Source organism: Agrobacterium sp. GW821-FHT14E08 (assembly GCF_058803865.1).
The window spans coordinates 570,021-591,973 of record NZ_JBXAPJ010000002.1; the positions used below are offsets into that span (position 1 = coordinate 570,021).

Consider the following 21,953-nt stretch of genomic DNA (forward strand, 5'->3'; position numbering starts at 1 on the left):
ATGTTGTTGGTTGCGCCCGATATCGAGGTTTGACGGGCAAAAATCAAGGCTTGCGGCGAAAAGCTTGCCGCATTCTCTGGCCTTGCGGGCTTATCCTATCTCTGCTTGCGGGAAAGGCGGGCCATGATCTGCGCGGTATAGTCCACCATAGGCACGATACGGGCGTAATTGAGCCTGGTGGGACCAATGACGCCGACCGCACCCACAACGCGATTTTCCTCATCTCGGTAGGGCGCGACAATCAGCGAGGAACCGGACAGCGAAAACAGCTTGTTTTCCGAACCGATGAAAATCCTGACCCCCGAGCCGCTTTCCGCGAGATTGAGGATTTCGATGAGGTTTTCCTTGCGCTCGAGATCGTCGAACAGCAGGCGCACGCGATCAATGTCTTCCTCGCCGGCGAGACCCTCAAGCAGGTTGGAGCGCCCGCGCACGATGAGGCGGCCGAGCTTGCCCTCCTCATTGTCGCCCGCCCAGACGGCCAGGCCGCGCTCGATGAGATCCTGCGCCAGCGTGCCGAGCTCCGATTGCAACTCCGCCTGCTGCCTCTGGAACTGAGTTCGCAACTCCTGCAGCGTCTGGCCGGACAGATGCGCATTGATGAAATTCGCCGCCTCTATCAATTGCGACGAGGAAATGCCCGCAGGTAACTCGATGATGCGGTTTTCGACCTGATTGTGGTCGCCCACCAGCACGGCAAGCGCCTTGGTGGGTTCCAGCCGGATGAATTCCACATGTTTGAGGATGACGTCGTTCTTGGCCGTCAGCACGAGGCCAGCGCCGCGCGACATGCCTGATAACATGCGGCTCGCCTCCGTCAGCAGCCCTTCCAGCGATTGCTCGTGGCCGGCGACCGGGCCGATCTGCCGGTCGATGTTTGCCCGTTCCTCAGCAGGCAGATCGCCCACCTGCATGAAGGCGTCAACGAAGAAGCGTAGTCCCGTCTGGGTGGGCAGGCGTCCGGCGCTGATATGCGGCGAATAGATGAGGCCCAGCTCCTCCAGATCGCTCATCACGTTGCGGACGGAAGCCGGCGAGAGCGACATGGGCAGCAGCCGCGACAGGCTGCGCGACCCCAGGGGTTCACCCGTGTCGAGATAACCTTCAACGATGCGCCGGAAAATCTCCCGCGACCGTTCATCCAGCAGCGATGCCTGATCTTTTGAAAGCGGTGCAGAAAAGCCCATCTCGTCCGTTCTTTGTCATCCAAATCCTGTTTGCATCAATATAATGCGTCGCGCCGCCGCGGCAAAACGGAAATTGGCTTTGCAAATGCCCGGGCCTCGCCTTAGAAGGCAGGAACCAACATGGAGAGTGGATCATATGCGGCCTTCAGGCAGAAAAACCGATCAGATGCGCAAGGTTTCCTTCGAGCGCAATTTCTCGAAACATGCCGAAGGCTCCTGTCTGGTCAAATTCGGCGACACGCATGTGCTCGTCACCGCAAGCCTCGAGGAAAAGACGCCGCCGTGGCTGCGCAACAGCGGCAAGGGCTGGGTCACCGCCGAATACGGCATGCTGCCGCGCTCCACCCATGAGCGCATGAAGCGTGAGGCCGCTTCCGGCAAGCAGGGCGGCCGCACCCAGGAAATCCAGCGCCTCATCGGCCGCTCGCTGCGTGCGGTGGTCGACTTGCAGGCGCTCGGGGAGCGCCAGATCAGCATCGACTGCGACGTCATTCAGGCCGATGGCGGCACACGCACCGCCTCCATCACCGGCGCATGGATAGCCCTCCATGATTGCCTGAAGTGGATGGAAACCCGCAACATGATCAAGGTCGAGAAGGTCCTCAAGGATCATATCGCGGCGATCTCCTGCGGTATCTTCGCAAAACAGCCGGTTATCGATCTCGATTATCTGGAGGATTCCTCCGCTGAGACCGACGCGAATTTCGTCATCACCGGCTCCGGCGGCATCGTCGAGGTTCAGGGAACGGCGGAAGGCGCCCCCTTCTCCGAAGAGGAATTCCTGACGCTGCTTAGCCTTGCCAAGACGGGCTGCGGCGAACTGGTCGCCCTTCAGAAACAGGCGATCGCCTGAGCCACGGGAAAACGTCATGCGCAAGCTCGATACCAGAACGATCGTCGTCGCCAGCCACAACAAGGGCAAGATCGCCGAAATCGCCGACCTGATCGGACCTTTCGGCTTCTCTGCCAAGTCGGCCGCCGAGCTGAATTTCGAAGAGCCGGATGAAACGGGCACCACCTTTGAGGACAATGCCGCCATCAAGGCGCTTGCCTCCGCAAAGGCATCGGGTCTGCCCGCCTTGTCCGACGATTCCGGTCTGGTCATCGATGCGCTGGATGGAGCACCCGGCGTCTATACCGCCAATTGGGCAGAGACGGCCGATGGCACGCGCGACTTCGCCATGGCCATGCAGAAGGTTGAAGATGCGCTTGCCGAGCGTGGCGCATCAAAGCCCGAAGATCGCACGGGTCGGTTCGTGAGCGTGCTTTGCCTCGCCTGGCCGGATGGGCATGTCGAATATTTCCGTGGCGAGGTGGAGGGCACTGTTGTGTGGCCGCCGCGCGGAACGAGCGGTTTCGGTTATGACCCCGTCTTCAAACCCGAAGGCTATGACACTACATTCGGTGAGATGACAGCGGACGAAAAACACGGCTGGAAGCCGGGTGACGCGGCAGCGCTGTCGCATCGCGCCCGCGCCTTTAAAAAATTCGTAGAAACCTGCCTGGAGGCATGAACCCGATGGTCGGGGAGCATCATTTTTCTGCCCCCGGCGCATCGCTTCTGCCGGATACGGGCGATCCCGGCTTCGGGATCTATCTGCATTGGCCCTTCTGTGCGGCCAAATGTCCCTATTGCGATTTCAACAGCCATGTCCGCCACCGCCCGGTAGATCAGGAACGGTTTACGGCTGCCTTTCTCCGTGAAATGGAACATATGCGGGCATTGAGCGGCCCGCGCGTCGTCACCAGCATCTTCATGGGCGGCGGCACACCATCGCTGATGGACCCGCAGACCGTGGGGGCGCTTCTTGATGGCGTCTCGCGCTTCTGGCATGTGCCCGACGGTATCGAGATCACGATGGAGGCGAACCCTTCCAGCGTTGAGGCGGAGCGCTTTCGTGGCTATCGGGCAGCGGGTGTCAACCGCGTCTCGCTCGGCGTACAGGCGCTGAACGATCGGGACCTGAAGTTCCTTGGCCGCCTGCATGATGTTGCCGATGCCTTGAAAGCCATAAGGCTGGCGCGGGAGATTTTCCCGCGCATGTCCTTCGATCTCATCTATGCCCGCCCGAACCAGACGGTGGCCGAATGGGACGCCGAACTGAAGGAGGCGGTTTCCTATGCCGTCGACCATCTGTCGCTCTACCAGTTGACCATTGAGGAAGGCACGCCCTTTTACGGGCTGCACAAGGCAGGCAAGCTCATCGTGCCGGATGGAGAGCATTCAGCCGTGCTTTATGAGGCGACGCAGGAAATCACCGAGCGTTACGGCATGCCGGCCTATGAGGTTTCCAACCATGCCCGGCCCGGCGCGGAAAGCCGCCACAACCTCACCTATTGGCGTTATGGCGATTATGCCGGCATTGGCCCCGGCGCGCATGGACGCCTGACGAGAGGCGCTTCCAAGCTCGCAACCGCCACCGAGCGGCATCCGGAAAACTGGCTCGAAACCGTTGAGCGGGAAGGCCACGGCATGGTCGACCAGGAAATGCTTGGCGTGGATGAGCAGGCAGACGAATTGCTGCTGATGGGGCTTCGCCTGCGCGAGGGTATCGATCTTGCCCGCTGGAGCGATCTGTCCGGCCGCGATCTCGACCCGGAAAAGGAAGAATTCCTTCTCCAGCACGGTTTCGTGGAAAGGCTCGGCAATTCCCGCCTGCGCTGCACGCCTTCCGGCATGCTCATTCTGGATGCGGTGGTGGCCGACCTCGCCTGCTGACCTGCGGGACCCGAAAAGCCAATAAAAAAGCGGCCCAGAGGCCGCTGAGGGTAACAACGCAGTAGGAAAACCTCTCCTCGCGTCGTGCTCGGGCCTGTCCCGAGCATCTGCAAACGATTGACTTTCCGAAACGTGGTTGAATCCTCGGGGCGAGCCCGAGGATGACATCGCGTGTCAGGATATGATTGCCAAAAAGCTGAAGCGGCCCGAAGGCCGCTTTTATTAGGCGTTGTTTTCGTTGATCAGGCGCTTCAGCAGCTCAACCTCATGGCCGAGCTTGGTATCGCCGGAAATCAATTCCTCGATCTTGCGCACCGCGTGGAGAACCGTGGTGTGGTCGCGACCGCCGAAACGGCGACCGATCTCGGGGAAGGAACGCGGCGTCAGCATCTTGGCCAGATACATGGCGATCTGGCGCGGCTTGACGATGACACGGGTACGACGGTTGGACACCAGCTCCTGCCGCGACACATTATAGTGCTTGGCGACGATGCGCTGAATATCCTCGATGCGGACGCGTTTGGCCTCACCGCTTCCGACGAGGTGAGACAGCAGCTCATCGACGCGGTCAACCGAGAGGTTCGGCTCGAATGAGCGACGGAACATCAACTGGTTGAAGGCGCCTTCAAGCTCACGCCCGCTTGCCGTCACGCTCTTGGCAACATGGGTCAGGATTTCGTCCGAAATCTCGAAAGACGGATCGTCCTGACGCGCCGAACCCATGCGACGGTTGAGCATTTCATAACGCATGTCGTAGTCGGGACCTTCGATCTCGATGGCCATACCGCCCTGAAGACGCGAACGGACACGCGGATCGAGCGATTCCAGCTCCCAGGGCGCGCGGTCAGCAGCGACCACGACCTGCTTGGCGCTGTCGAGCAGCATGTTCAGCAGGTGGCAGAATTCGTGCTGGATCATCTTGCCCTGCAGGAACTGCATGTCGTCGATGACGAGCAGATCGATATTGCGCAGCGTGTCCTTCAGCGTCAGCGCGTCATTGTCGCGGATCGCGGTCGCGAAACGCCACATGAAATATTCGGCCGTCAGATAGACCACGCGTGGATTGCGCGGGCTGTCGATGGCGGCATTGGCAATCGCCTGCAGAAGATGCGTCTTCCCGAGGCCGACGCCCGCATGGATGAACAGCGGATTGAAGCGCACAGCGCCAGCACCCGCTTCCGCGATTGTCTTCGCCGCCGCAAGGGCCACGCGGTTGGACGAGCCTTCGACAAAGGTATCGAAGGTGAAGCGTGTATCAAGCGGTGAGCCGAATAGCGGGCCGGAGCTACCCTGACGCAGGGTTGCCTGGGCCGCCGCGGGCTGTGCAGCAGGCGTCGTCGCGGGCTGCGACGGAATGAAGGACTTGTTGCGCGCAACAGTGCCCATGTCCTGAACCGGCTGCACCCTCTCCTCGGCCTGCGCGGGACGGACCGGACGGCTGGCAGAGCGGACAAGAATTTCCACCTTCAGCACATCCGCATCCTCGCTTTGCACGAGGTTGGTGATCAGATCCATATAACGGTTGTTGATCCAGGACTTCAGAAAGGTCGTCGGAACGGTAAAACGGACGACGCTTTTCGAAACGGAATGGAGTTTGAGCCGTGCAAACCAGCTTGCATAGACCTCGGGACCAACCTGTGCCTTGAGCCGCGCGCTAAAACGTTCAAACAGCGCATCATGCTTCATTGCCGATTTGTCCCCTGCCGCATCTGAGCAAGCTGCATCACAAGCCTTCGGTGCGCGGTCCCCATCAGCCACCGCACCCATCGCCAAATTCAATTGCATATTGCCGCCTTTCAAATTGCCAATCATAGCCTGACGACCAAAAATCGATCGCCAGGGATCCCCCTCGTATTATTCTTGCCTTCAGCGCTCCCCTCGAAAGAACGTCAAAGGCTTCTACTCGTTTGCGAGCCGGTTATCCCATTTCCCTCCCCCTCATGGAGAGGCCTGCGACACGCTAAAGACGCTCCTTTCATCACAACCTAAAGGCGCATTCTTAAGGACAAAAAGCTCCCGCCCGTTCCGAGACCGAAACGGCACAAAAAGCTCCATGACCTGAGAAAACGGACCTCGAAAGACCCGCCAGCAAGAAGGTGAATACCGTCGATGTGATCATCACGATAATCTGTGGACTGCGATCCGCACCCCTTGTTGAAATGCATTTAGGCAGGATCGTGGGGAGAGATCAATGGCGTTTTTTCTGCAAAAACTCAGATCGGCCATTGACTCGCAAAGACCGTTTTGCATTACGGGCAAGGTCCGAAGCAGAATCGCTTATGAATCAATGAGATTCAATTTTGGCATTTTTTAAGAGGCGATTTTGGCAAAAAAATAAAAATCTTCTTGACTCAAAACTCGTCGGGACTTCCGTAGAGAAAGCCTCCCATTTCCAGAGACACCTCCGGCAAGATATTGTTTTTATTCAATATTTCCTGTCGTCCATCTGACACGCGTTTGTCACGTTACGGCAGGATTGCTTAACAGGTGGTTAGAATCACAAAAAGCCCGGTCAAAAGACCAGGCTTTTAGAATAATTATTTGTGATTAGCCGGATTAGGCGGAAAGGGCCTTAACGCGCTGTGCGAGACGCGACACCTTGCGGGATGCGGTGTTGCCATGCAGAACGCCCCGGGTGGCGGCGCGCTGGATCTCGGGCTGAGCTGCCTTCAGAGCTTCGGTGGCTACTGCCAGATCGCCCGAAGCAATCGCTTCCTCGACCTTGCGGATGAAGCCGCGAACGCGCGAACGGCGAGCCTTGTTGACTGCGGTACGGCGAGCGATCTTGCGGGTCGCCTTTTTCGCCGAAGTTGTATTGGCCATGTATGCCTCTCTTCGAATTCAAACCAAATTCCGCAACCACAGGATCGGGTCGTTCGACGACCTCACGTAACCCAAGAATGCGGGAGTAATTTCGGACAAGCCGGATGGCTTTCCTTAACCGTGGGCGGGCATATACCGCTAAAGCTTACGCCCGTCAACGCGCAAAACGCTTAAAAGCGCCGATATTCCGAATCCTTAGCGATTCCGGAAAGCGGGTTTGCGCTTTTCGACGAAGGCCGCCATGCCCTCCTTCTGATCCGCCGTTGCAAAGAGCGACTGGAAGGATCGTCTTTCATATCTGAGCCCCTCTGCCAGAGGGACCTCGAAGGAGCGATTGACGCTTTCCTTGGCCATGAGGACGGAAGCGCGCGACAGCGAGGCGATGCGTGTCGCAGCCTCCACTGCCTCATCCATGAGATTTGCAGCCGGCACGATCCGCGACACGAGACCGGCGCGCTCGGCTTCCGCCGCATCCATCATGCGGCCGGTCAGAACCAGATCCATGGCCTTTGCCTTGCCCACGGCCCTCGTCAGCCGCTGCGAACCGCCCATGCCGGGAATGACGCCGAGCGTGATTTCCGGCTGGCCGAATTTCGCCGTGTCCGAAGCAATGATGAAATCGCACATCATCGCCAGCTCACACCCGCCGCCCAGCGCAAAGCCGGAGACTGCGGCGATGACCGGCTTGCGTGTCGATGCGACCTCTTCCCAGCCGCCGAGGAAGTCGCCGACATAGGCGTCGACAAAATCCAGCCCCTGCATTTCCTTGATGTCGGCGCCTGCGGCAAATGCCTTTTCCGATCCGGTGATGATGATCGCACCGATGGAATCGTCGGCGGAAAATGAGGAAAGAATGTGCCGCAGTTCTTTCAGAAGCACCGAATTGAGAGCGTTGAGCGCCTTGGGGCGATTGAGCGTGATGACGCCCACCTCATCGCGTTTCTCCACCAGTATCGTTTCATAATCCACGGCAGTCTCCCCTTCTCCGCTATTCCAACTCAGCTATTTCTGGCAGGCGGCACAATAGAAGGTCGAACGACCAGCCTGCACCACCCTTTCAACCGTACCCCCGCAGCCGGGTGTCCGGCAAGGCTGGCCTTCCTGATCGTAGACCGAAAAGGAATGCTGGAAATAACCAAGCGTTCCATCCGTCTGTATATGGTCGCGCAGGGAAGAACCGCCGGCGGCGATGGCGTCCGCAATCACGTCGCGGATTTTTTCCGTGAGATCGACGAGCTGCGGTTTCGGCTTGCCGGTTTTCGTCACCAGCGTTCCCGCCGCCCGCAAGGGTGAAAGGTGCGCGCGCCACAGCGCCTCGCAGACATAGATATTGCCGAGACCGGCTATGATCTTCTGATCCAGCAGCGTGCTTTTCAAAGGCTGGCTTTTGCCGTCAAACCGGCTCGCCAGATAATCGGCGCTGAGCGCGTTGCCGGTCGGCTCCGGGCCGAGCTCCGCAAAGGCAGGGTAAAGGTCGAGCTTGTTGCGCTCGACAAGATGCATGAAACCGAAGCGGCGCGGATCGTTATAGATGACGCAGACGCGCTCTTCTGCCTTGTCGAGATGAAAGACGACATGGTCATGCTTGCCGTCTTTCGAACGGGCATAATGAAACGCGCCGGGCGCGTCCCTGTCACCGACCCCATCGATCTCCGGCTCAATACGAAATGAGCCGGACATGCCCAGATGAGCGACGATGGTCAGCCCGTCCTCCAGTTCGATCAAAAGATATTTCGCCCGGCGCCCGAGCGATATGATTGTCTTGCCTTCGATCAGCGCCGCGAAATCCTCAGGGAACGGAAAGCGCAAATCGGGACGGCCGAGATGGAGCCTGCGGATGCTTGCTCCTTCCATGGCTGGTGCAAGGCCGCGTCTGACGGTTTCGACTTCTGGCAATTCTGGCATCTGGCTTATCCGGCAGTTTATCGTTAGGACCATGTGGTCTATACAGTGCACGCGAAATGTCGCGCCCAGGCGATGCGGCAACAGATAGCGTCGCCATGGCGTTTCCGCTATGGTCCGCCACGCAATAAATATGGAGACAGACGATGACCGACGCCCGTACCACTGCCCAAGGCGGCATGGAAACGTCCTATGGCTTCCACAAGGTGGACGAAGGCAAGAAGCAGGGGCTGGTCAACGAGGTCTTCCACAAGGTGGCCAAGCGTTACGACATCATGAACGACGTGATGTCGGCTGGCATGCACCGCTTGTGGAAAGACGCCATGGTCTCCTCGCTTTCGCCGCGCAAGGATGCCTCCTACAAGGTTCTGGACGTGGCGGGCGGCACCGGCGATATCGCCTTCCGCATCGTCGAAGCCTCCAATCGTCTGGCGCATGCCACCGTTCTCGACATTAACGGCTCTATGCTGGCGGTTGGCGAGGAGCGCGCGGCGAAAAAGAAGCTTTCCGACAATCTGACCTTCGTGGAGGCCAATGCCGAGGAGCTGCCCTTCGAGGCAAACACATTCGATGCCTATACGGTCGCATTCGGCATTCGTAACGTGCCGCGCATCGATGTGGCGCTGAAAGAGGCTCACCGTGTGCTCAAGCGTGGCGGGCGACTGCTGGTCCTGGAATTCTCCGAAGTCGAAATGCCGTTGCTCGACCGCGTCTACGACGCATGGTCGTTCAACGCCATTCCGCAATTCGGCAAGATGATCACCGGCGATGCAGAGCCCTATCAATATCTGGTCGAGTCGATCCGCAAATTCCCCAATCAGGAGGATTTCGCGGCGATGATCCGCACCGCAGGCTTTTCCCGCGTGAGCTATACGAATTACACCGGCGGCATCGCCGCCCTGCATTCCGGCTGGAAGCTATAAGATAATGGCCGGCAAGAGCAGGAGACAGGCATAAGCATGAGCACTTTGGGCGCATATTTCCGCCTCGCAAGGGTTGGCTGGGTTCTCGTGCGCGAAGGCGTTGTGCTGGCACTGCCGTCCGATGACCTGCCTGCGCCAGCACAATTGCTGAAAGCGGTGCTGAAGCCCTTCGCCCGCAGCAAGGCCAAGCGGGCGCAGCGCAGCGACCGGCTGGCCACGGCTGTCGAGCGGCTTGGCCCTTCCTATGTGAAGATGGGTCAGTTTCTGGCCACAAGGCCCGATGTCGTCGGCGCTGATTTTGCCGATGATCTCGCGAGCCTTCAGGACCGCATGGCGTTTTTTCCCGCAGCCGCGGCGAAGGCCAATATCGAAGGTTCACTCGGGCGCCCGGTTTCAGAGCTTTACAGGGAATTCGGCGATCCGATCGCCGCCGCTTCCATCGCCCAGGTTCACCCGGCCATAGTGGATACGCCGAAAGGGCCGCGCAAGGTGGCCGTCAAGGTCATTCGCCCCGGTGTGCGCCAGCGCTTCCAGAACGATCTCGAGGCGATGTATCTGATCGCCGACCTGCAGCAGCGTTTCGTCCGCTCCGCCCGTCGCCTGCGCCCGGTTGAAGTCACGCGCACGCTGGAACAGACCACCAAGATCGAGATGGATCTGCGGCTTGAGGCCGCCGCGCTTTCCGAACTTGCGGAAAACACCAAGGACGATCCCGGGTTCCGCGTTCCCGAGGTCGACTGGGAACGCACCGGCCGCGATGTCGTCACCATGGAATGGATCGACGGCGTCAAGATGTCGGATATCGAGGGGCTGAAAGCCGCCGGTCACGACCTGAACCAGCTTGCCGACACGCTGATCCAGTCTTTCCTGCGGCACACGCTGCGCGACGGCTTTTTCCATGCCGACATGCATCCCGGCAATCTCTTCGTGGATGCTGAGGGCGAGATCGTCGCCGTCGATATGGGCATTGCCGGACGCCTTGGCAAAAAGGAGCGCCGTTTCCTCGCCGAAATCCTCTACGGCTTCATCACCCGCGATTACATGCGCGTGGCGGAAGTGCATTTCGAGGCCGGTTATGTGCCAGGTCATCACGACAAAGCCAGCTTCGCCCAGGCGATCCGCGCCATCGGCGAACCGATTCACGGCCAGCCGGCCGAGACAATCTCCATGGGCAAGCTTTTGACGCTGCTGTTTGAAGTAACCGAACTCTTCGACATGGAAACGCGCCCGGAACTGGTGATGCTGCAAAAGACCATGGTGGTGGTGGAGGGCGTGTCGCGCATGCTCAATCCGCGCTTCAACATGTGGAAGGCGGCCGATCCGGTCGTCGGCGGCTGGATCAGGGATAATCTCGGCCCGAAACGCATCGTCACCGACCTGAAGGACGGCGTGAAGGCGGCCCTCAAGCTTGCGGAGGCAGCACCCGAGATCGCCGCCAAGACGGAGAAGCTGCATTCGGAGCTGATGTATATGAGCGAAAACGGCCTGCGTTTCGACGCCAAGACGGCGGAAGCCATCGGAAAGGCGGAAGCGCGACATACCAGATGGGGACGAGCAGCGCTCTGGGTGATTGCGCTGACGCTTCTCTATATTGCAATCCGAATCAGTTAAGGGTGAGCCGAACGTGGAGGGTCAGCACGCACGGTTGGAAGCCTCTGCCCGACCAATATGATCGAAGCATGCCATGCTCATGCAATCTAACGAGGAATAGTCACCTGATCTTTTAACGGAACAGGTGACCGATGAGATTGCTCACGTTTCTGGCGGCTTCGATATTCCTCAGCCTTCCGCCGGTGTCAGCGCCGGAAGTGATGGCGGAACATATGTTTTACGACCCCTGTAAGGATGGTCGCATGAGTGATGGCAAACCGCGCAGTTGCGGCGAGCTGAAGCGTGAACTGCGGCGCACCGAGAGGCATGGCCGCAGGGAATGGGAATATTATCGGCCGACGCGGCCAATGCGAACCGATCCCTGCCGGGACGGGCGCTTCAGCGACGGGCAACCGCGATCCTGCGAGGAGCTGCGCCGCTGGTTGGATGTTAGATGATTGCCGGACGGGAATTGAGATTCATGGCAAAAACTCAGGCAATAAAACAGGTCCTTACCTACGCTTCGTGGCCGATGGTGTTTTTCTCCGGCCTTGCCGGCTCCTATGTCGCCTTCACGAGCAGCCACCCGATAACGGGGTTCCTCGCCGTCTATGCCTGTGCGGTGATGGCTCTGTTTCTTCTTGAACGCTATATTCCCTATGAGGTCGAATGGCTTGAGGGTGACGGTGAGACCGCAACCAGCATTGGCCACACACTTTTGACCAAGGGTCTTGTCCAGCTTGCCGCCGTTGCGGGGGCGATCTTTCCAATGGTCACCGCCAATGTGCTGCAACCGCTTGCAGCCATGCGGTTCGACATGTGGCCTTCCGATCTGCCGATGGTGGTTCAGGTCGCACTTGCGGTCATCATCGCCGAATTCGGTCTCTACTGGGCCCACCGCATCGCGCATGAAACCGTGTTCTTCTGGCGTTTCCATGCCCTGCACCACAGCGTTGTCCGACTGTGGGTGGTCAATACGGGCCGCTTTCATGTGGCGGACTCGCTTTTCAAGATCGCGCTCAGCCAGATACCGCTCTATTTCATGGGCGCGCCTTTGCAGGTTTTCTGGTGGCTTGGGGCCGTTACCGCCTTCATCGGCATTCTGACCCATTGCAATGTCGACATGAAGACTGGGCTGCTCGACTACGTGTTCAGCACGCCGCGGCTGCACCGGTGGCACCATTCAAAGCAGCTTCCGGAAGGAAACACCAATTACGGTGAGAATCTCGTAATCTTCGATGTGATCTTCGGCTCCTACCACAATCCGGATCGGCCCTCTTCCACCGATATCGGCATCAAGGGTGAGATCGCGAAGGGATTTGTGCCGCAGCTTTTGCAACCCTTCACCAAGGAAGGCGTCCGCCAGATCATCGGCAAAGACAAGAAGGTCAACTGAAACGAGAAACTATATGGTTGGCGCAGTGTCGATCACTATGCCCAGTTCGCCCCGCAGCTTCTTCGTCAGGCCGGCTGCGACAAGTTCGTAGGAGCGGCGCACATAATGCTCCAGCTCTTCCTCCTCGAGCGGCGAATGGTCGGCAATCGACACCCATTTGCGTTTGGCGAAATAGGGCGCCTGACCGATGCCTTCCAGTGAGGTGAGGATTTCGAAGCTTTCCTCCGAACATTTCACCACAAGCCGCCAATCCACTCGCTCTCCCAGCACCGCAAAGACCTTGTCTCCGACCTTGGCGACATGGGAATCCCATTGATCGACAAAACGCGCGCCCGGCCATTCGCCAAGCACCCGGTCGAAGGTCTTTTGATCGAACAGGCTCATGCCAGTTTCTCCGCGATAAGAGCCGCCAGGCGTTTTGCGACGTCTGCCTTGTCCAGATCCGGCCAAGCCTCGACACCGTCAGCCGAAATGATCTTCACGCTGTTGCGGTCTCCCCCCATGATGCCGGTTTCGGCGGACACATCATTGGCGACGATATAATCCGCGCCCTTACGTTCCAGCTTGGCCCGGCCATTCTTCTCAACATCCTGCGTTTCGGCGGCGAAACCCACCACCAGCTTCGGCCGCTTTTCGTGGTGGCCGACGGTTTTGAGAATATCGGGATTTTCCGTCAGTTGCAGCGCAGGCGGGGCATCGCCCGGCTGCTTCTTGATCTTCTGTTCCGACGCGCCTGCCACCCGCCAGTCGGCGACGGCCGCCACCATGACGGCAATATCCGCCGGCAGTCTTGAGATCACCGCATCGCGCATCTCCTCGGCGCGCTCAACGTGGATTGTTGCAACGCCCGCCGGATCGGAAATAGTGACCGGACCGGAGACCAGCGTGACCTCGGCTCCCAGTTCCGCCAGCGCCGCTGCGATGGCATGGCCCTGCTTGCCGGAGGAGCGATTGGCGATGTAACGGACCGGATCGATCGGCTCATGGGTGGGGCCGGAGGTGACGATGGCCGTCCTGCCCTTCAGAGGCTTCGGCCCAGCGTCGAGCAGCGCCGCCACGGCTTCGACAATCTGCAACGGCTCCGCCATGCGGCCAAGACCCGCCTCACCCTTTTCCGCCATCTCGCCCGCCATGGGGCCGATGAAAGACACGCCGTCTTTTTTCAGCATTTCGACATTGCGCGCTGTCGGCCTGGCGGACCACATTTTCGGGTTCATTGCAGGTGCGACCAGCACCTTGCGATCGGTCGCCAGAAGGATCGTGGAGGCAAGATCGTCAGCCAGCCCATGCGCCATCTTTGCCATCAGGTCGGCAGTGGCGGGCGCGACCAGCACGAGGTCACAGTCGCGCGCAAGCCGGATATGCCCGACATCCTGCTCGTCCTGTCTGGAAAAAAGCTCGGTGAAAACGTGGGTGGCGGACAGTGCGCCGACGGCAAGCGGCGTGACGAATTCCTGGGCGCCCTTCGTCATCACAGGCGTCACCTTCGCGCCGCGCTCTTTCAGGCGGCGGATGAGATCAAGGCTCTTATAGGCCGCGATGCCGCCGGAGATGATGAGAAGAATATGTTTGCCTGAAAGCGTCATGATACCGGACCAGTTTCCCGTTTAACGGGGAAACTAGAGCATTTCCGGTGAAAACGTAATCACCTTCAATGCTCTAGCTCTTTGTTTTTCCGCATTTCCGGACGGAAAACCGCTGCGCACTTTTCCTGAAAATGCTCGGCCCTTGGCATACAAAGTGCAATCCGGCTGATATCACGCCGCCTTGGCGACGTGATATTCCTTGATCGCGACCATCTTGATCGCCGGAAAACGCTCGGACTCATAGCGGAGCGAGAAAGCGTCCTGCGCCAGAAACACCGGATCGCCATCCAGATCGCGGGCGATATCGCCGCGCTTGACGTTGAGGAACTTGTCCATTTCCGCCGGCTGATCGGAAGAAATCCAGCGGCAGACGGAAAAGCGCGACATTTCGAAGGAGACCGGCAGGCCATATTCGCCCATCAGACGCTCCTTCAACACGTCGAGCTGCAGCGCGCCGACAACGCCGACGATAGCGGGCGAACCGTCTTCCGGCGAGAAGAGCTGCACGACGCCCTCTTCCGCCATCTGCTGCAGGGCTTCCTTCAGCTTCTTGGCCTTCATGGCGTCTTCCAGACGTACACGCCGCAGGATTTCCGGCGAGAAGTTCGGTACGCCCTGGAAGACGAGGTTTTCACCTTCGGTCAGCGTATCGCCGATGCGCAGCGTGCCATGGTTCGGGATGCCGACCACGTCGCCCGCAAAGGCCGTATCGGCCAGCTGGCGCTGCGAGGCGAAGAAGAATTGCGGCGCGGTAAGGCCCATCTGTTTGCCGGTGCGAGCAAGCCGCGCCTTCATGCCGCGCTCCAGCTTGCCCGAGCAGATGCGGGCGAAAGCGATACGGTCACGATGGTTCGGGTCCATATTGGCCTGAATCTTGAAGACAAAGGCCGTCATTTTCTCTTCAGCCGCATGGACGGTGCGGGTATCCGCCACCTGATCGCGCGGCGGCGGCGCGAAGTCACCAAGCGCATTGATGAGATCGCGCACACCGAAATTGCGCAGCGCCGAACCGAAGAAAACCGGCGTCATGTGACCTTCGAGAAATGCCTGACGATCGAAAGGACGGCAGGCTTCCAGCGCCAGTTCGGTTTCTTCGACAAAGAGGTGGCGTTCATTTTCCGGCAGGCGGTCGGCAACAGCCCGGGGGCCGTTTACCGGCAGCCCGTCCACCTGGGTATCGTTGCCGCGGAAGGTGTTTTCAGCGAGATTATAGGCGCCGCAGAAAGTCTTCGCCCGCCCGACCGGCCAGGTGATCGGCGCAGTATCCAGCGCGAGCTTCTCTTCCACCTCATCCAGAATCTCGAAGGGGTCGCGGCTTTCGCGGTCCATCTTGTTGATGAAGGTGATGATCGGAATGTCGCGCATGCGGCAGACTTCGAAGAGCTTCAGCGTGCGCGGCTCGATACCCTTGGCGGCATCGATGACCATGATCGCCGCATCCACCGCCGTCAGGGTGCGGTAGGTATCATCGGCGAAATCCTCGTGGCCGGGCGTATCGAGAATGTTGAAAACGCGGTCGTTATATTCGAAGGTCATGACCGAGGTGACGACCGAAATGCCGCGCTCGCGCTCGATCTTCATCCAGTCCGAACGGGTCTGGATGCGATCCTTCTTCGCCTTCACCTCACCGGCAAGCTGGATCGCTCCGCCGAACAGCAGCAGTTTTTCCGTAAGCGTGGTCTTACCCGCGTCCGGGTGCGCAATAATAGCAAAGGTGCGGCGGCGGGAGACCGCCTCGGCAAGTGTTTCGGCCATCTGACAAATCCTGTGGAATTGCGGGGTATCTAGCGTTTCAGGCCCGCTTTTGCAATTGACCTTGCCGCGATCTCGGCAAACTAATGCCCCATGACCGTTCAAAACGACAATAGACCCCTCCTCCGGCTCGTCCGTCTCGCCAATGGCGCAGACCTCGAATTGCCCTCCTATGAAACCCGTGGCGCGGCCGGCATGGACCTGCGCGCGGCGGTACCCTTAGATGAACCGCTGACCATCAAACCCGGCGAACGGACGCTCGTGCCGACAGGCTTCGTTTTCGAAGTTCCGCAAGGTTATGAAGCGCAAATCCGCCCCCGCTCCGGCCTCGCCATCAAGAACGGCATTACCTGCCTCAATTCCCCCGGCACGGTGGACAGCGATTATCGCGGCGAAGTGAAGGTCATTCTCGCCAATCTGGGGCAGGATGATTTCGTCATCGAGCGCGGCATGCGCATCGCCCAGATGGTGATCGCTCCCGTAACGCAGGTTGTCGTCAGTGAAGTAACCGAGACATCCGAGACAGCACGCGGCGCCGGCGGTTTCGGTTCGACAGGGATCTGACCAGCAGGCCTTCATGATCCGATTGTTTTTACCCGGCGATTTCGCTATGGATTTAGCGGATTTCCGGGAAAGACGACCATGACGCTGACGACCCTGCTTGCCTATGCCACCGCCCTCTTCATAGCCGCCGCCATTCCTGGTCCCGGCATGACGGCAATCGTGGCGCGGGCGCTGGGATCGGGCTTCCGGGAAACTTTCTTCATGGGCCTCGGGCTGGTGCTGGGCGACATGATCTACCTGACCGGCGTGATATTGGGCCTCGCCTTTGTGGCGCAGACCTTTCAGGAGGCCTTCATGGTCCTGAAATTCGCGGGCGCGGCCTATCTCCTCTACATCGCCTGGAAGCTCTGGACCGCCGGCCTTTTGCCGCAGGACCTGAAGGCTAAAAAGAGCACCAGCATGTCCATGTCCTTCCTGTCCGGCCTGCTGATCACGCTTGGCAATCCCAAAACAATGCTGTTTTACGTGGCGCTGGTGCCGACGCTGATCGATATCCGCATGATCGGCCCTTCGGAATATGCGACACTTCTCGCCATCACCTTCGTCGTGCTGATGGCGGTTCTGCTGCCTTACATCCTGCTCGCAGCCAAGGCACGTAACCTCCTGAAAAGGCCGAGTGCCTTGACGATTCTCAACCGCACCGCGGCCGGTATTCTGGCCGGAACGGCGACCATGATCGCGATCCGCAGCACCTAAAATAAATTCGTGCATTTGGCTGTTTTATCGTGAAATTTTTCCATTAAACCAGCCATATAAGGATGAACGTTCGCTAGATTGACGCGACGATTGCTCCTATTCTGCCGCTCAAATCTTGCGGTCACTATTCTGTGGCCTTCATACAGGAGAGCATCATGCCCGAAGCCAGAAAGCCCGGACGCGGACGCGTCTATTCCTCCATCACGGAAACAATCGGCGATACGCCGATCGTGCGGCTGGACAAGCTGGCGAAGGAGAAGGGCGTGAAGGCCAATCTTCTCGCCAAGCTCGAATTTTTCAATCCCATCGCTTCCGTGAAGGACCGCATCGGCGTCGCCATGATCGAGGCTCTGGAAGCGCAGGGCAAGATCACCCCCGGCAAGACGACGCTGGTGGAGCCGACATCAGGCAATACCGGCATCGCGCTCGCCTTTGCCGCCGCTGCCAAGGGCTACAGGTTGATCCTGACAATGCCGGAGACCATGTCGGTCGAACGCCGGAAAATGCTGGCCCTGCTGGGCGCCGAGCTGGTCCTGACCGAAGGCCCCAAGGGCATGAAGGGCGCAATCGCCAAGGCGCAGGAACTGGCAGAAACGCTGCCCGACGCCATCATTCCGCAGCAGTTCGAAAACCCCGCCAATCCGGATGTTCACCGCAGGACGACAGCCGAAGAAATCTGGAACGATACCGACGGCACGGTCGACATTCTGGTCTCGGGCATCGGCACAGGCGGCACGATTACCGGCGCGGGCCAGGTGCTGAAATCCCGCAAGCCGGAGGTAAAGGTCATTGCGGTCGAGCCCGCCGACAGCCCGGTGCTTTCCGGCGGCAATCCCGGCCCCCACAAGATTCAGGGCATCGGCGCAGGCTTCGCCCCCGCTATCCTCGACACCGGAATCTATGACGAGATCGTCACTGTTACCAATGACGAGGCTTTCGAAACGGCCCGTCTGGTGGCGAAACTGGAAGGCGTGCCTGTCGGTATCTCTTCCGGTGCTGCGCTGGCGGCGGCGATCAAGGTCGGCGCGCGCGAGGAAAATGCCGGCAAGAACATCGTCGTCATCATTCCTTCCTTCGCGGAACGTTACCTTTCGACGGCGCTTTTCGAAGGGCTTGGGCTTTAAGCCACGCCTTCAGGCGCGGCGTGATCGCGTGCCAGATTAGCAAATATTCCAATGTGCCGCTGGCCCCGCTGGCGGCACATTGATTTTCAGGCGGTGCACAAATGGCGGCCTTTTAGTGCACATCCGGTTTAGACGGAGTCGCCGAGCTTACTCTAGCTCTTTGTTTTCACGCATTTTACGGACTTAGAACCACTTCGCACTTTCCCCGGAAATGCTCTAGGCTGCCGCCGTCAGCCTTTCGCCTGCGATGCGATAGGACACGGCCTCCGCGACATGGATGCGGCCGACCGTCTGTTTGCCATCCAGATCGGCCAAGGTACGGGCAACCTTGAGAATGCGATGATAACCGCGCGCGGAAAATTTCAGCCTCTCGGCCGCGTCGCGCAGCAATTGCAGCCCGGACGCATCCGGCTCGGCATATTTTTCTATCAGGGTCGTCGTGCAGCGGGCATTCGTGCGAATGGCGGCAAATCCCGCCGCCGCATAGCGTTCCTGCTGCGCAAGGCGCGCCCGGGCGACACGGGCGGCCACCATGGCACTCGGCTCGGCCGCCACGGGCCGAATGAGATCGGTGGCGGAGACGGCGGGAACCTCGATGCGGATATCGATGCGATCCAGCAGCGGGCCGGAAATGCGGGCCTGATAATCCGTCACACATCGCGGGCCGCGGGCGCAGGTGAAACCCGGCTCTCCCGCCATGCCGCACCGGCAGGGATTCATTGCCGCGACGAGCTGGATTTCCGCCGGATAGCTGACGCGGTGATTGGCCCGCGCAATGATGCATTCGCCCGTTTCCAGCGGCTGGCGAAGCGCATCCAGCACCTGCGGTGAAAATTCCGGGAACTCATCGAGGAAAAGAACGCCGTGATGGGCAAGCGAGGCCTCGCCCGGTTTGGCGCGTAATCCTCCGCCAATCAGCGCCGCCATGGTGGCGGAATGGTGCGGCGTGCGAAACGGTCTACGATCCGACAGCTTGCCGCCGGACAATTGGCCGGCGATGGAATGAACCATGGATACTTCCAGCAATTCCGCCGCCTCGAGCGGCGGCAGGATGGAAGGCAGGCGCGCCGCGAGCATGGATTTGCCCGACCCGGGCGGACCGACCATGAGCAGATTATGGCCGCCGGCCGCCGCGACTTCCAGCGCCCGTCTCGCGCTCTCCTGCCCCTTGATATCGGCAAGATCAGGCAGATTGACGGGATTGGCCCGGATGGCGGGCGTGGGGCGGGACAGGAGCTGGGTGCCGCGAAAATGATTGGCGAGCGCAATGAGGCTACGCGGGGCGAGAATATCGATACCGGCTCCGGCCCAGGCTGCCTCCGGCCCGCTTTCGGCCGGGCAGATCAGTCCCTTGCCAAGTGCATTGGCGCCAATGGCAGCAGGCAGAGCGCCCGAAACCATACCGATGGTGCCATCGAGATTGAGTTCGCCGAGAACCACATATTTTGCCAATGCTTCCGCCGGTATGGCCCCCAAAGCGGCCATGAGACCCAGAGCAATGGGAAGATCGAAATGCGACCCTTCCTTCGGCAAATCGGCAGGGGCCAGATTGATCGTGACTTTTTTTGCCGGCAGCGCCAGACCCGAGGCATGCAGGGCGGCCTGCACCCGCTCCCGGCTTTCGGCCACCGCCTTGTCCGGCAGGCCAACGATCTGGATTCCGACCCTTCCGGGTGCGACCATGACCTGCACCTCGACCGGCACACCCTCTATGCCCTGAAATGCAACCGTATTGACCCGTGCCACCATGGCCTGCCCCCGCAAACCGGCCACGACATCAGAGCTTCATGCTCCATGGCGCGCCACCCACAAGCAACGTGCCACGCAGCAAAGAATAAAACAAGAACATCAAAGGAACAATTTCACGCGATCGGTGTATTTTAGTTGCACCGAGTTGTACGCATGGAACAAAGGGAGGCCGGTGGCGCGCCTCAGAATTCCTGCGCTTCGCGCTTTTTCTCGATCGCGTCCCACAACAGGCTTGCAACATCGGCACCGCCGAATTTTTGCACTTCTCGAATGCCGGTCGGCGAGGTGACGTTGATTTCCGTCATATAATCACCAATCACATCGATGCCGACAAACAGGAAACCACGCTCGCGCAGGGCAGGACCGATGCGGCGGCAGATTTCCTTTTCGCGCGCCGTCAGTTCCGTCGGTTCCGGCCGGCCGCCGGCATGCATGTTGGAGCGGGCATCATTTTCCGCCGGCACGCGGTTGATTGCGCCAACCGGCTCGCCATCCACCAGCAGGATACGCTTGTCGCCCTTGCGAACATCGGGAAGATATTGCTGGGCGATGTAAGGCTCGCGGAACATCTGGCCGAACATTTCCAGCAGCGAGGAAAAATTGCGGTCATCGCGTGCCGAATGGAAGACGCCGGCACCACCATTGCCGTAAAGGGGCTTGAGGATGATATCGCCCATTTCATTGCGGAATCTGGCGATCTCGGCAACGTCCTTGGTGATCAGCGTTTTCGGCATCAGATCGGCGAATTCGGTGACGAAAATCTTTTCCGGCGAGTTGCGGACCCAGGCGGGATCGTTGACCACCAGCGTTTTCGGATGAATGCGTTCCAGCAGGTGGGTCGAGGTGATGTAGGCCATGTCGAATGGCGGATCCTGGCGCAGATGGATGACATCCATGGTCGACAGATCGACACGCTCCGGCGCGGAAAGCGAGAAATGGTCCCCCTTGATGTCGCGCAGCTCCATCTGTTCGACGGTGGCGTAAATCTTGCCGTCGCGCATGGAGAGACGGTCAGGTGTGTAGTGGAACAGCCGGTATCCGCGTGCCTGCGCCTCAAGGCTCATGGCGAAGGTGGAGTCACCGGCGATGTTGATGCCGGAGACATGATCCATCTGGATCGCGACGTTTTTGATCTTCGCCATGCGCATGTTCCTCTTGCAGCATGCGGACGCTTTGCCGGTCCGCCGTGCCCATTGCCTCGTCTTTTCCCGATTCCCGGCAGGACCGGAAGTGACCCGGAAATGCTTCAGAAAACCCTGAAGATGTAGGGCAGCGACCATTCAAACGCAACTGCTGCGAGGGGTACTTTTTGTGAGTTTTATTGAACCTTCACAATTCAGCCGACGACGCCCGGCAGGCTCGTCGGCCGGAAGGTTTTATCGTTTCAGGCCGCGAGCTTGTAGGATCGACCGGCAAACAGCTTGTTCTTGACCCGGTAGGCCAGAGCCAATGCCGTGGGAAACGGGCGGCGCATGAAAGCGACCTTGCGGACATATTCATCCACCCGCCAGGTGGCCCAGGTTCCCGCACGAAAATATGCGACATCGCCAACCCGCAGGATGCTGACCGAGCCGTCTTCGGCGGTCACATGCACCTCGCCTTCGAGAATATAGACGGTCTCGTCCCAGCCGAAGAACCAGCGGAATTCACCCGCCGTGCAATCCCACATGGCGGTACTGGAGGCGCGGTCGCCGCTTCTGGAGTGATCCGCCGCGCGCGCCTGGGGATTACCGGAAATAATCCAGTCAGGGTTGATGGGGGCCGGCTGAAGCCGCAGATCCGTGCACGATGCGCTGACGACACTTTCGTCCTTTGCCCGGCGCAAAGAGGCCGGCAATATCGGCACCGAGCGGATCGCCATGGTTGCCGCCGTCGCGAACATCATTTTGAAAGACATGCCAGAAAACCCCCGTGAGATATTGGAGGTCTTCTATCACCGGGA

20 protein-coding genes are annotated in these 21,953 nt (G+C 59.5%); 9 read left to right on the forward strand and 11 right to left on the reverse strand.

The window, feature by feature from the left end; genetic code table 11:
• Positions 1 to 95: 95 nt before the first annotated feature.
• A complete protein-coding gene (hrcA, locus tag AC1ROR_RS11475) occupies positions 96 to 1,187 on the reverse strand; it encodes a heat-inducible transcriptional repressor HrcA (RefSeq protein WP_035219249.1) in 1,092 nt (363 codons plus the stop codon).
• A 136-nt stretch (positions 1,188 to 1,323) separates the two neighbouring features.
• Between hrcA and rph the strand changes: the two genes are divergently transcribed.
• The 3 genes from rph to hemW are packed head-to-tail and all read left to right on the forward strand — an operon-like array spanning position 1,324 to position 3,906.
• A complete protein-coding gene (gene rph, locus AC1ROR_RS11480; protein ID WP_035219251.1) occupies positions 1,324 to 2,040 on the forward strand; it encodes a ribonuclease PH in 717 nt (238 codons plus the stop codon).
• A 16-nt stretch (positions 2,041 to 2,056) separates the two neighbouring features.
• On the forward strand, positions 2,057 to 2,701 hold the full coding sequence (gene rdgB, locus AC1ROR_RS11485; RefSeq protein WP_498589451.1) for an RdgB/HAM1 family non-canonical purine NTP pyrophosphatase: 645 nt from the start codon (positions 2,057 to 2,059) through the stop codon (positions 2,699 to 2,701).
• A 5-nt stretch (positions 2,702 to 2,706) separates the two neighbouring features.
• Positions 2,707 to 3,906, forward strand: a complete 1,200-nt coding sequence (gene hemW / locus AC1ROR_RS11490) for a radical SAM family heme chaperone HemW (RefSeq protein ID WP_498589598.1) — start codon at positions 2,707 to 2,709, stop codon at positions 3,904 to 3,906.
• 222 nt (positions 3,907 to 4,128) lie between these two features.
• On the opposite strand, the gene dnaA is transcribed toward hemW, so the two are convergent.
• The 4 genes from dnaA to mutM all read right to left on the reverse strand — a co-directional run bounded on the left by dnaA (position 4,129) and on the right by mutM (position 8,634).
• Positions 4,129 to 5,592: a chromosomal replication initiator protein DnaA gene (dnaA, locus tag AC1ROR_RS11495; protein WP_237681181.1), complete on the reverse strand. Its 1,464-nt coding sequence runs from the start codon at positions 5,590 to 5,592 to the stop codon at positions 4,129 to 4,131.
• Positions 5,593 to 6,462: 870 nt separating this feature from the next.
• Positions 6,463 to 6,729: a 30S ribosomal protein S20 gene (gene rpsT / locus AC1ROR_RS11500; protein WP_003493474.1), complete on the reverse strand. Its 267-nt coding sequence runs from the start codon at positions 6,727 to 6,729 to the stop codon at positions 6,463 to 6,465.
• A 195-nt stretch (positions 6,730 to 6,924) separates the two neighbouring features.
• Positions 6,925 to 7,698, reverse strand: a complete 774-nt coding sequence (locus AC1ROR_RS11505) for an enoyl-CoA hydratase (protein WP_035219257.1) — start codon at positions 7,696 to 7,698, stop codon at positions 6,925 to 6,927.
• Between the two features lie 33 nt (positions 7,699 to 7,731).
• The gene (gene mutM / locus AC1ROR_RS11510; RefSeq protein WP_142172763.1) at positions 7,732 to 8,634 is read right to left on the reverse strand and encodes a bifunctional DNA-formamidopyrimidine glycosylase/DNA-(apurinic or apyrimidinic site) lyase; all 903 of its coding nucleotides are present in this window, start codon (positions 8,632 to 8,634) and stop codon (positions 7,732 to 7,734) included.
• Positions 8,635 to 8,777: 143 nt separating this feature from the next.
• Between mutM and ubiE the strand changes: the two genes are divergently transcribed.
• The 3 genes from ubiE (at position 8,778) to olsE (ending at position 12,540) form a co-directional block, all read left to right on the forward strand.
• A complete protein-coding gene (gene ubiE, locus AC1ROR_RS11515; RefSeq protein WP_498589452.1) occupies positions 8,778 to 9,554 on the forward strand; it encodes a bifunctional demethylmenaquinone methyltransferase/2-methoxy-6-polyprenyl-1,4-benzoquinol methylase UbiE in 777 nt (258 codons plus the stop codon).
• 36 nt (positions 9,555 to 9,590) lie between these two features.
• Positions 9,591 to 11,165 carry a 2-polyprenylphenol 6-hydroxylase gene (gene ubiB, locus AC1ROR_RS11520; protein WP_498589453.1) on the forward strand — a complete coding sequence of 525 codons (1,575 nt, stop codon included), beginning with the start codon at positions 9,591 to 9,593 and terminating at the stop codon, positions 11,163 to 11,165.
• Positions 11,166 to 11,625: 460 nt separating this feature from the next.
• Positions 11,626 to 12,540, forward strand: a complete 915-nt coding sequence (olsE, locus tag AC1ROR_RS11525; protein ID WP_498589454.1) for an ornithine lipid hydroxylase OlsE — start codon at positions 11,626 to 11,628, stop codon at positions 12,538 to 12,540.
• Between the two features lie 9 nt (positions 12,541 to 12,549).
• Here the strand turns inward: olsE and AC1ROR_RS11530 are convergent, their stop codons facing one another.
• The 3 genes from AC1ROR_RS11530 to AC1ROR_RS11540 form a co-directional block, all read right to left on the reverse strand.
• Entirely contained in the window at positions 12,550 to 12,924 is a 375-nt protein-coding gene (locus AC1ROR_RS11530) for an MmcQ/YjbR family DNA-binding protein (protein WP_498589455.1), read from the reverse strand.
• Positions 12,921 to 14,126, reverse strand: coding sequence for a bifunctional phosphopantothenoylcysteine decarboxylase/phosphopantothenate--cysteine ligase CoaBC (coaBC, locus tag AC1ROR_RS11535; RefSeq protein ID WP_498589456.1), 1,206 nt, complete (start codon positions 14,124 to 14,126; stop codon positions 12,921 to 12,923). Before coaBC ends, AC1ROR_RS11530 begins: the two co-directional genes overlap by 4 nt.
• 171 nt (positions 14,127 to 14,297) lie before the next feature.
• Positions 14,298 to 15,881, reverse strand: a complete 1,584-nt coding sequence (locus AC1ROR_RS11540) for a peptide chain release factor 3 (RefSeq protein ID WP_035219273.1) — start codon at positions 15,879 to 15,881, stop codon at positions 14,298 to 14,300.
• A 90-nt stretch (positions 15,882 to 15,971) separates the two neighbouring features.
• Here AC1ROR_RS11540 and dut point away from each other — a divergent pair, with 90 nt between their 5' ends.
• From dut to cysK, 3 genes are all read left to right on the forward strand, one after another.
• On the forward strand, positions 15,972 to 16,442 hold the full coding sequence (gene dut, locus AC1ROR_RS11545) for a dUTP diphosphatase (RefSeq protein WP_498589457.1): 471 nt from the start codon (positions 15,972 to 15,974) through the stop codon (positions 16,440 to 16,442).
• Between the two features lie 78 nt (positions 16,443 to 16,520).
• Positions 16,521 to 17,138, forward strand: a complete 618-nt coding sequence (locus tag AC1ROR_RS11550) for a LysE family translocator (protein WP_498589458.1) — start codon at positions 16,521 to 16,523, stop codon at positions 17,136 to 17,138.
• 155 nt (positions 17,139 to 17,293) lie between these two features.
• A complete protein-coding gene (cysK, locus tag AC1ROR_RS11555) occupies positions 17,294 to 18,262 on the forward strand; it encodes a cysteine synthase A (protein WP_498589459.1) in 969 nt (322 codons plus the stop codon).
• A gap of 216 nt (positions 18,263 to 18,478) precedes the next feature.
• On the opposite strand, the gene AC1ROR_RS11560 is transcribed toward cysK, so the two are convergent.
• From AC1ROR_RS11560 to AC1ROR_RS11570, 3 genes are all read right to left on the reverse strand, one after another.
• A complete protein-coding gene (locus tag AC1ROR_RS11560; protein ID WP_498589460.1) occupies positions 18,479 to 20,011 on the reverse strand; it encodes a YifB family Mg chelatase-like AAA ATPase in 1,533 nt (510 codons plus the stop codon).
• 182 nt (positions 20,012 to 20,193) lie between these two features.
• Positions 20,194 to 21,153, reverse strand: coding sequence for a glutathione synthase (gene gshB / locus AC1ROR_RS11565; RefSeq protein WP_498589461.1), 960 nt, complete (start codon positions 21,151 to 21,153; stop codon positions 20,194 to 20,196).
• Positions 21,154 to 21,395: 242 nt separating this feature from the next.
• Positions 21,396 to 21,908, reverse strand: coding sequence for a cupin domain-containing protein (locus tag AC1ROR_RS11570; RefSeq protein WP_035219285.1), 513 nt, complete (start codon positions 21,906 to 21,908; stop codon positions 21,396 to 21,398).
• Positions 21,909 to 21,953 lie beyond the last annotated feature (45 nt).

Coding starts and splice junctions, on each gene's coding strand:
- hrcA (WP_035219249.1), bottom strand. CDS start 1,187: ATGGGCTTTTCTGCACCGCTTTCAAAAGATCAGGCATCGCTGCTGGAT.
- rph (WP_035219251.1), top strand. CDS start 1,324: ATGCGGCCTTCAGGCAGAAAAACCGATCAGATGCGCAAGGTTTCCTTC.
- rdgB (WP_498589451.1), top strand. CDS start 2,057: ATGCGCAAGCTCGATACCAGAACGATCGTCGTCGCCAGCCACAACAAG.
- hemW (WP_498589598.1), top strand. CDS start 2,707: ATGGTCGGGGAGCATCATTTTTCTGCCCCCGGCGCATCGCTTCTGCCG.
- dnaA (WP_237681181.1), bottom strand. CDS start 5,592: ATGAAGCATGATGCGCTGTTTGAACGTTTTAGCGCGCGGCTCAAGGCA.
- rpsT (WP_003493474.1), bottom strand. CDS start 6,729: ATGGCCAATACAACTTCGGCGAAAAAGGCGACCCGCAAGATCGCTCGC.
- mutM (WP_142172763.1), bottom strand. CDS start 8,634: ATGCCAGAATTGCCAGAAGTCGAAACCGTCAGACGCGGCCTTGCACCA.
- ubiE (WP_498589452.1), top strand. CDS start 8,778: ATGACCGACGCCCGTACCACTGCCCAAGGCGGCATGGAAACGTCCTAT.
- ubiB (WP_498589453.1), top strand. CDS start 9,591: ATGAGCACTTTGGGCGCATATTTCCGCCTCGCAAGGGTTGGCTGGGTT.
- olsE (WP_498589454.1), top strand. CDS start 11,626: ATGGCAAAAACTCAGGCAATAAAACAGGTCCTTACCTACGCTTCGTGG.
- AC1ROR_RS11530 (WP_498589455.1), bottom strand. CDS start 12,924: ATGAGCCTGTTCGATCAAAAGACCTTCGACCGGGTGCTTGGCGAATGG.
- coaBC (WP_498589456.1), bottom strand. CDS start 14,126: ATGACGCTTTCAGGCAAACATATTCTTCTCATCATCTCCGGCGGCATC.
- AC1ROR_RS11540 (WP_035219273.1), bottom strand. CDS start 15,881: ATGGCCGAAACACTTGCCGAGGCGGTCTCCCGCCGCCGCACCTTTGCT.
- dut (WP_498589457.1), top strand. CDS start 15,972: ATGACCGTTCAAAACGACAATAGACCCCTCCTCCGGCTCGTCCGTCTC.
- AC1ROR_RS11550 (WP_498589458.1), top strand. CDS start 16,521: ATGACGCTGACGACCCTGCTTGCCTATGCCACCGCCCTCTTCATAGCC.
- cysK (WP_498589459.1), top strand. CDS start 17,294: ATGCCCGAAGCCAGAAAGCCCGGACGCGGACGCGTCTATTCCTCCATC.
- AC1ROR_RS11560 (WP_498589460.1), bottom strand. CDS start 20,011: ATGGTGGCACGGGTCAATACGGTTGCATTTCAGGGCATAGAGGGTGTG.
- gshB (WP_498589461.1), bottom strand. CDS start 21,153: ATGGCGAAGATCAAAAACGTCGCGATCCAGATGGATCATGTCTCCGGC.
- AC1ROR_RS11570 (WP_035219285.1), bottom strand. CDS start 21,908: ATGTCTTTCAAAATGATGTTCGCGACGGCGGCAACCATGGCGATCCGC.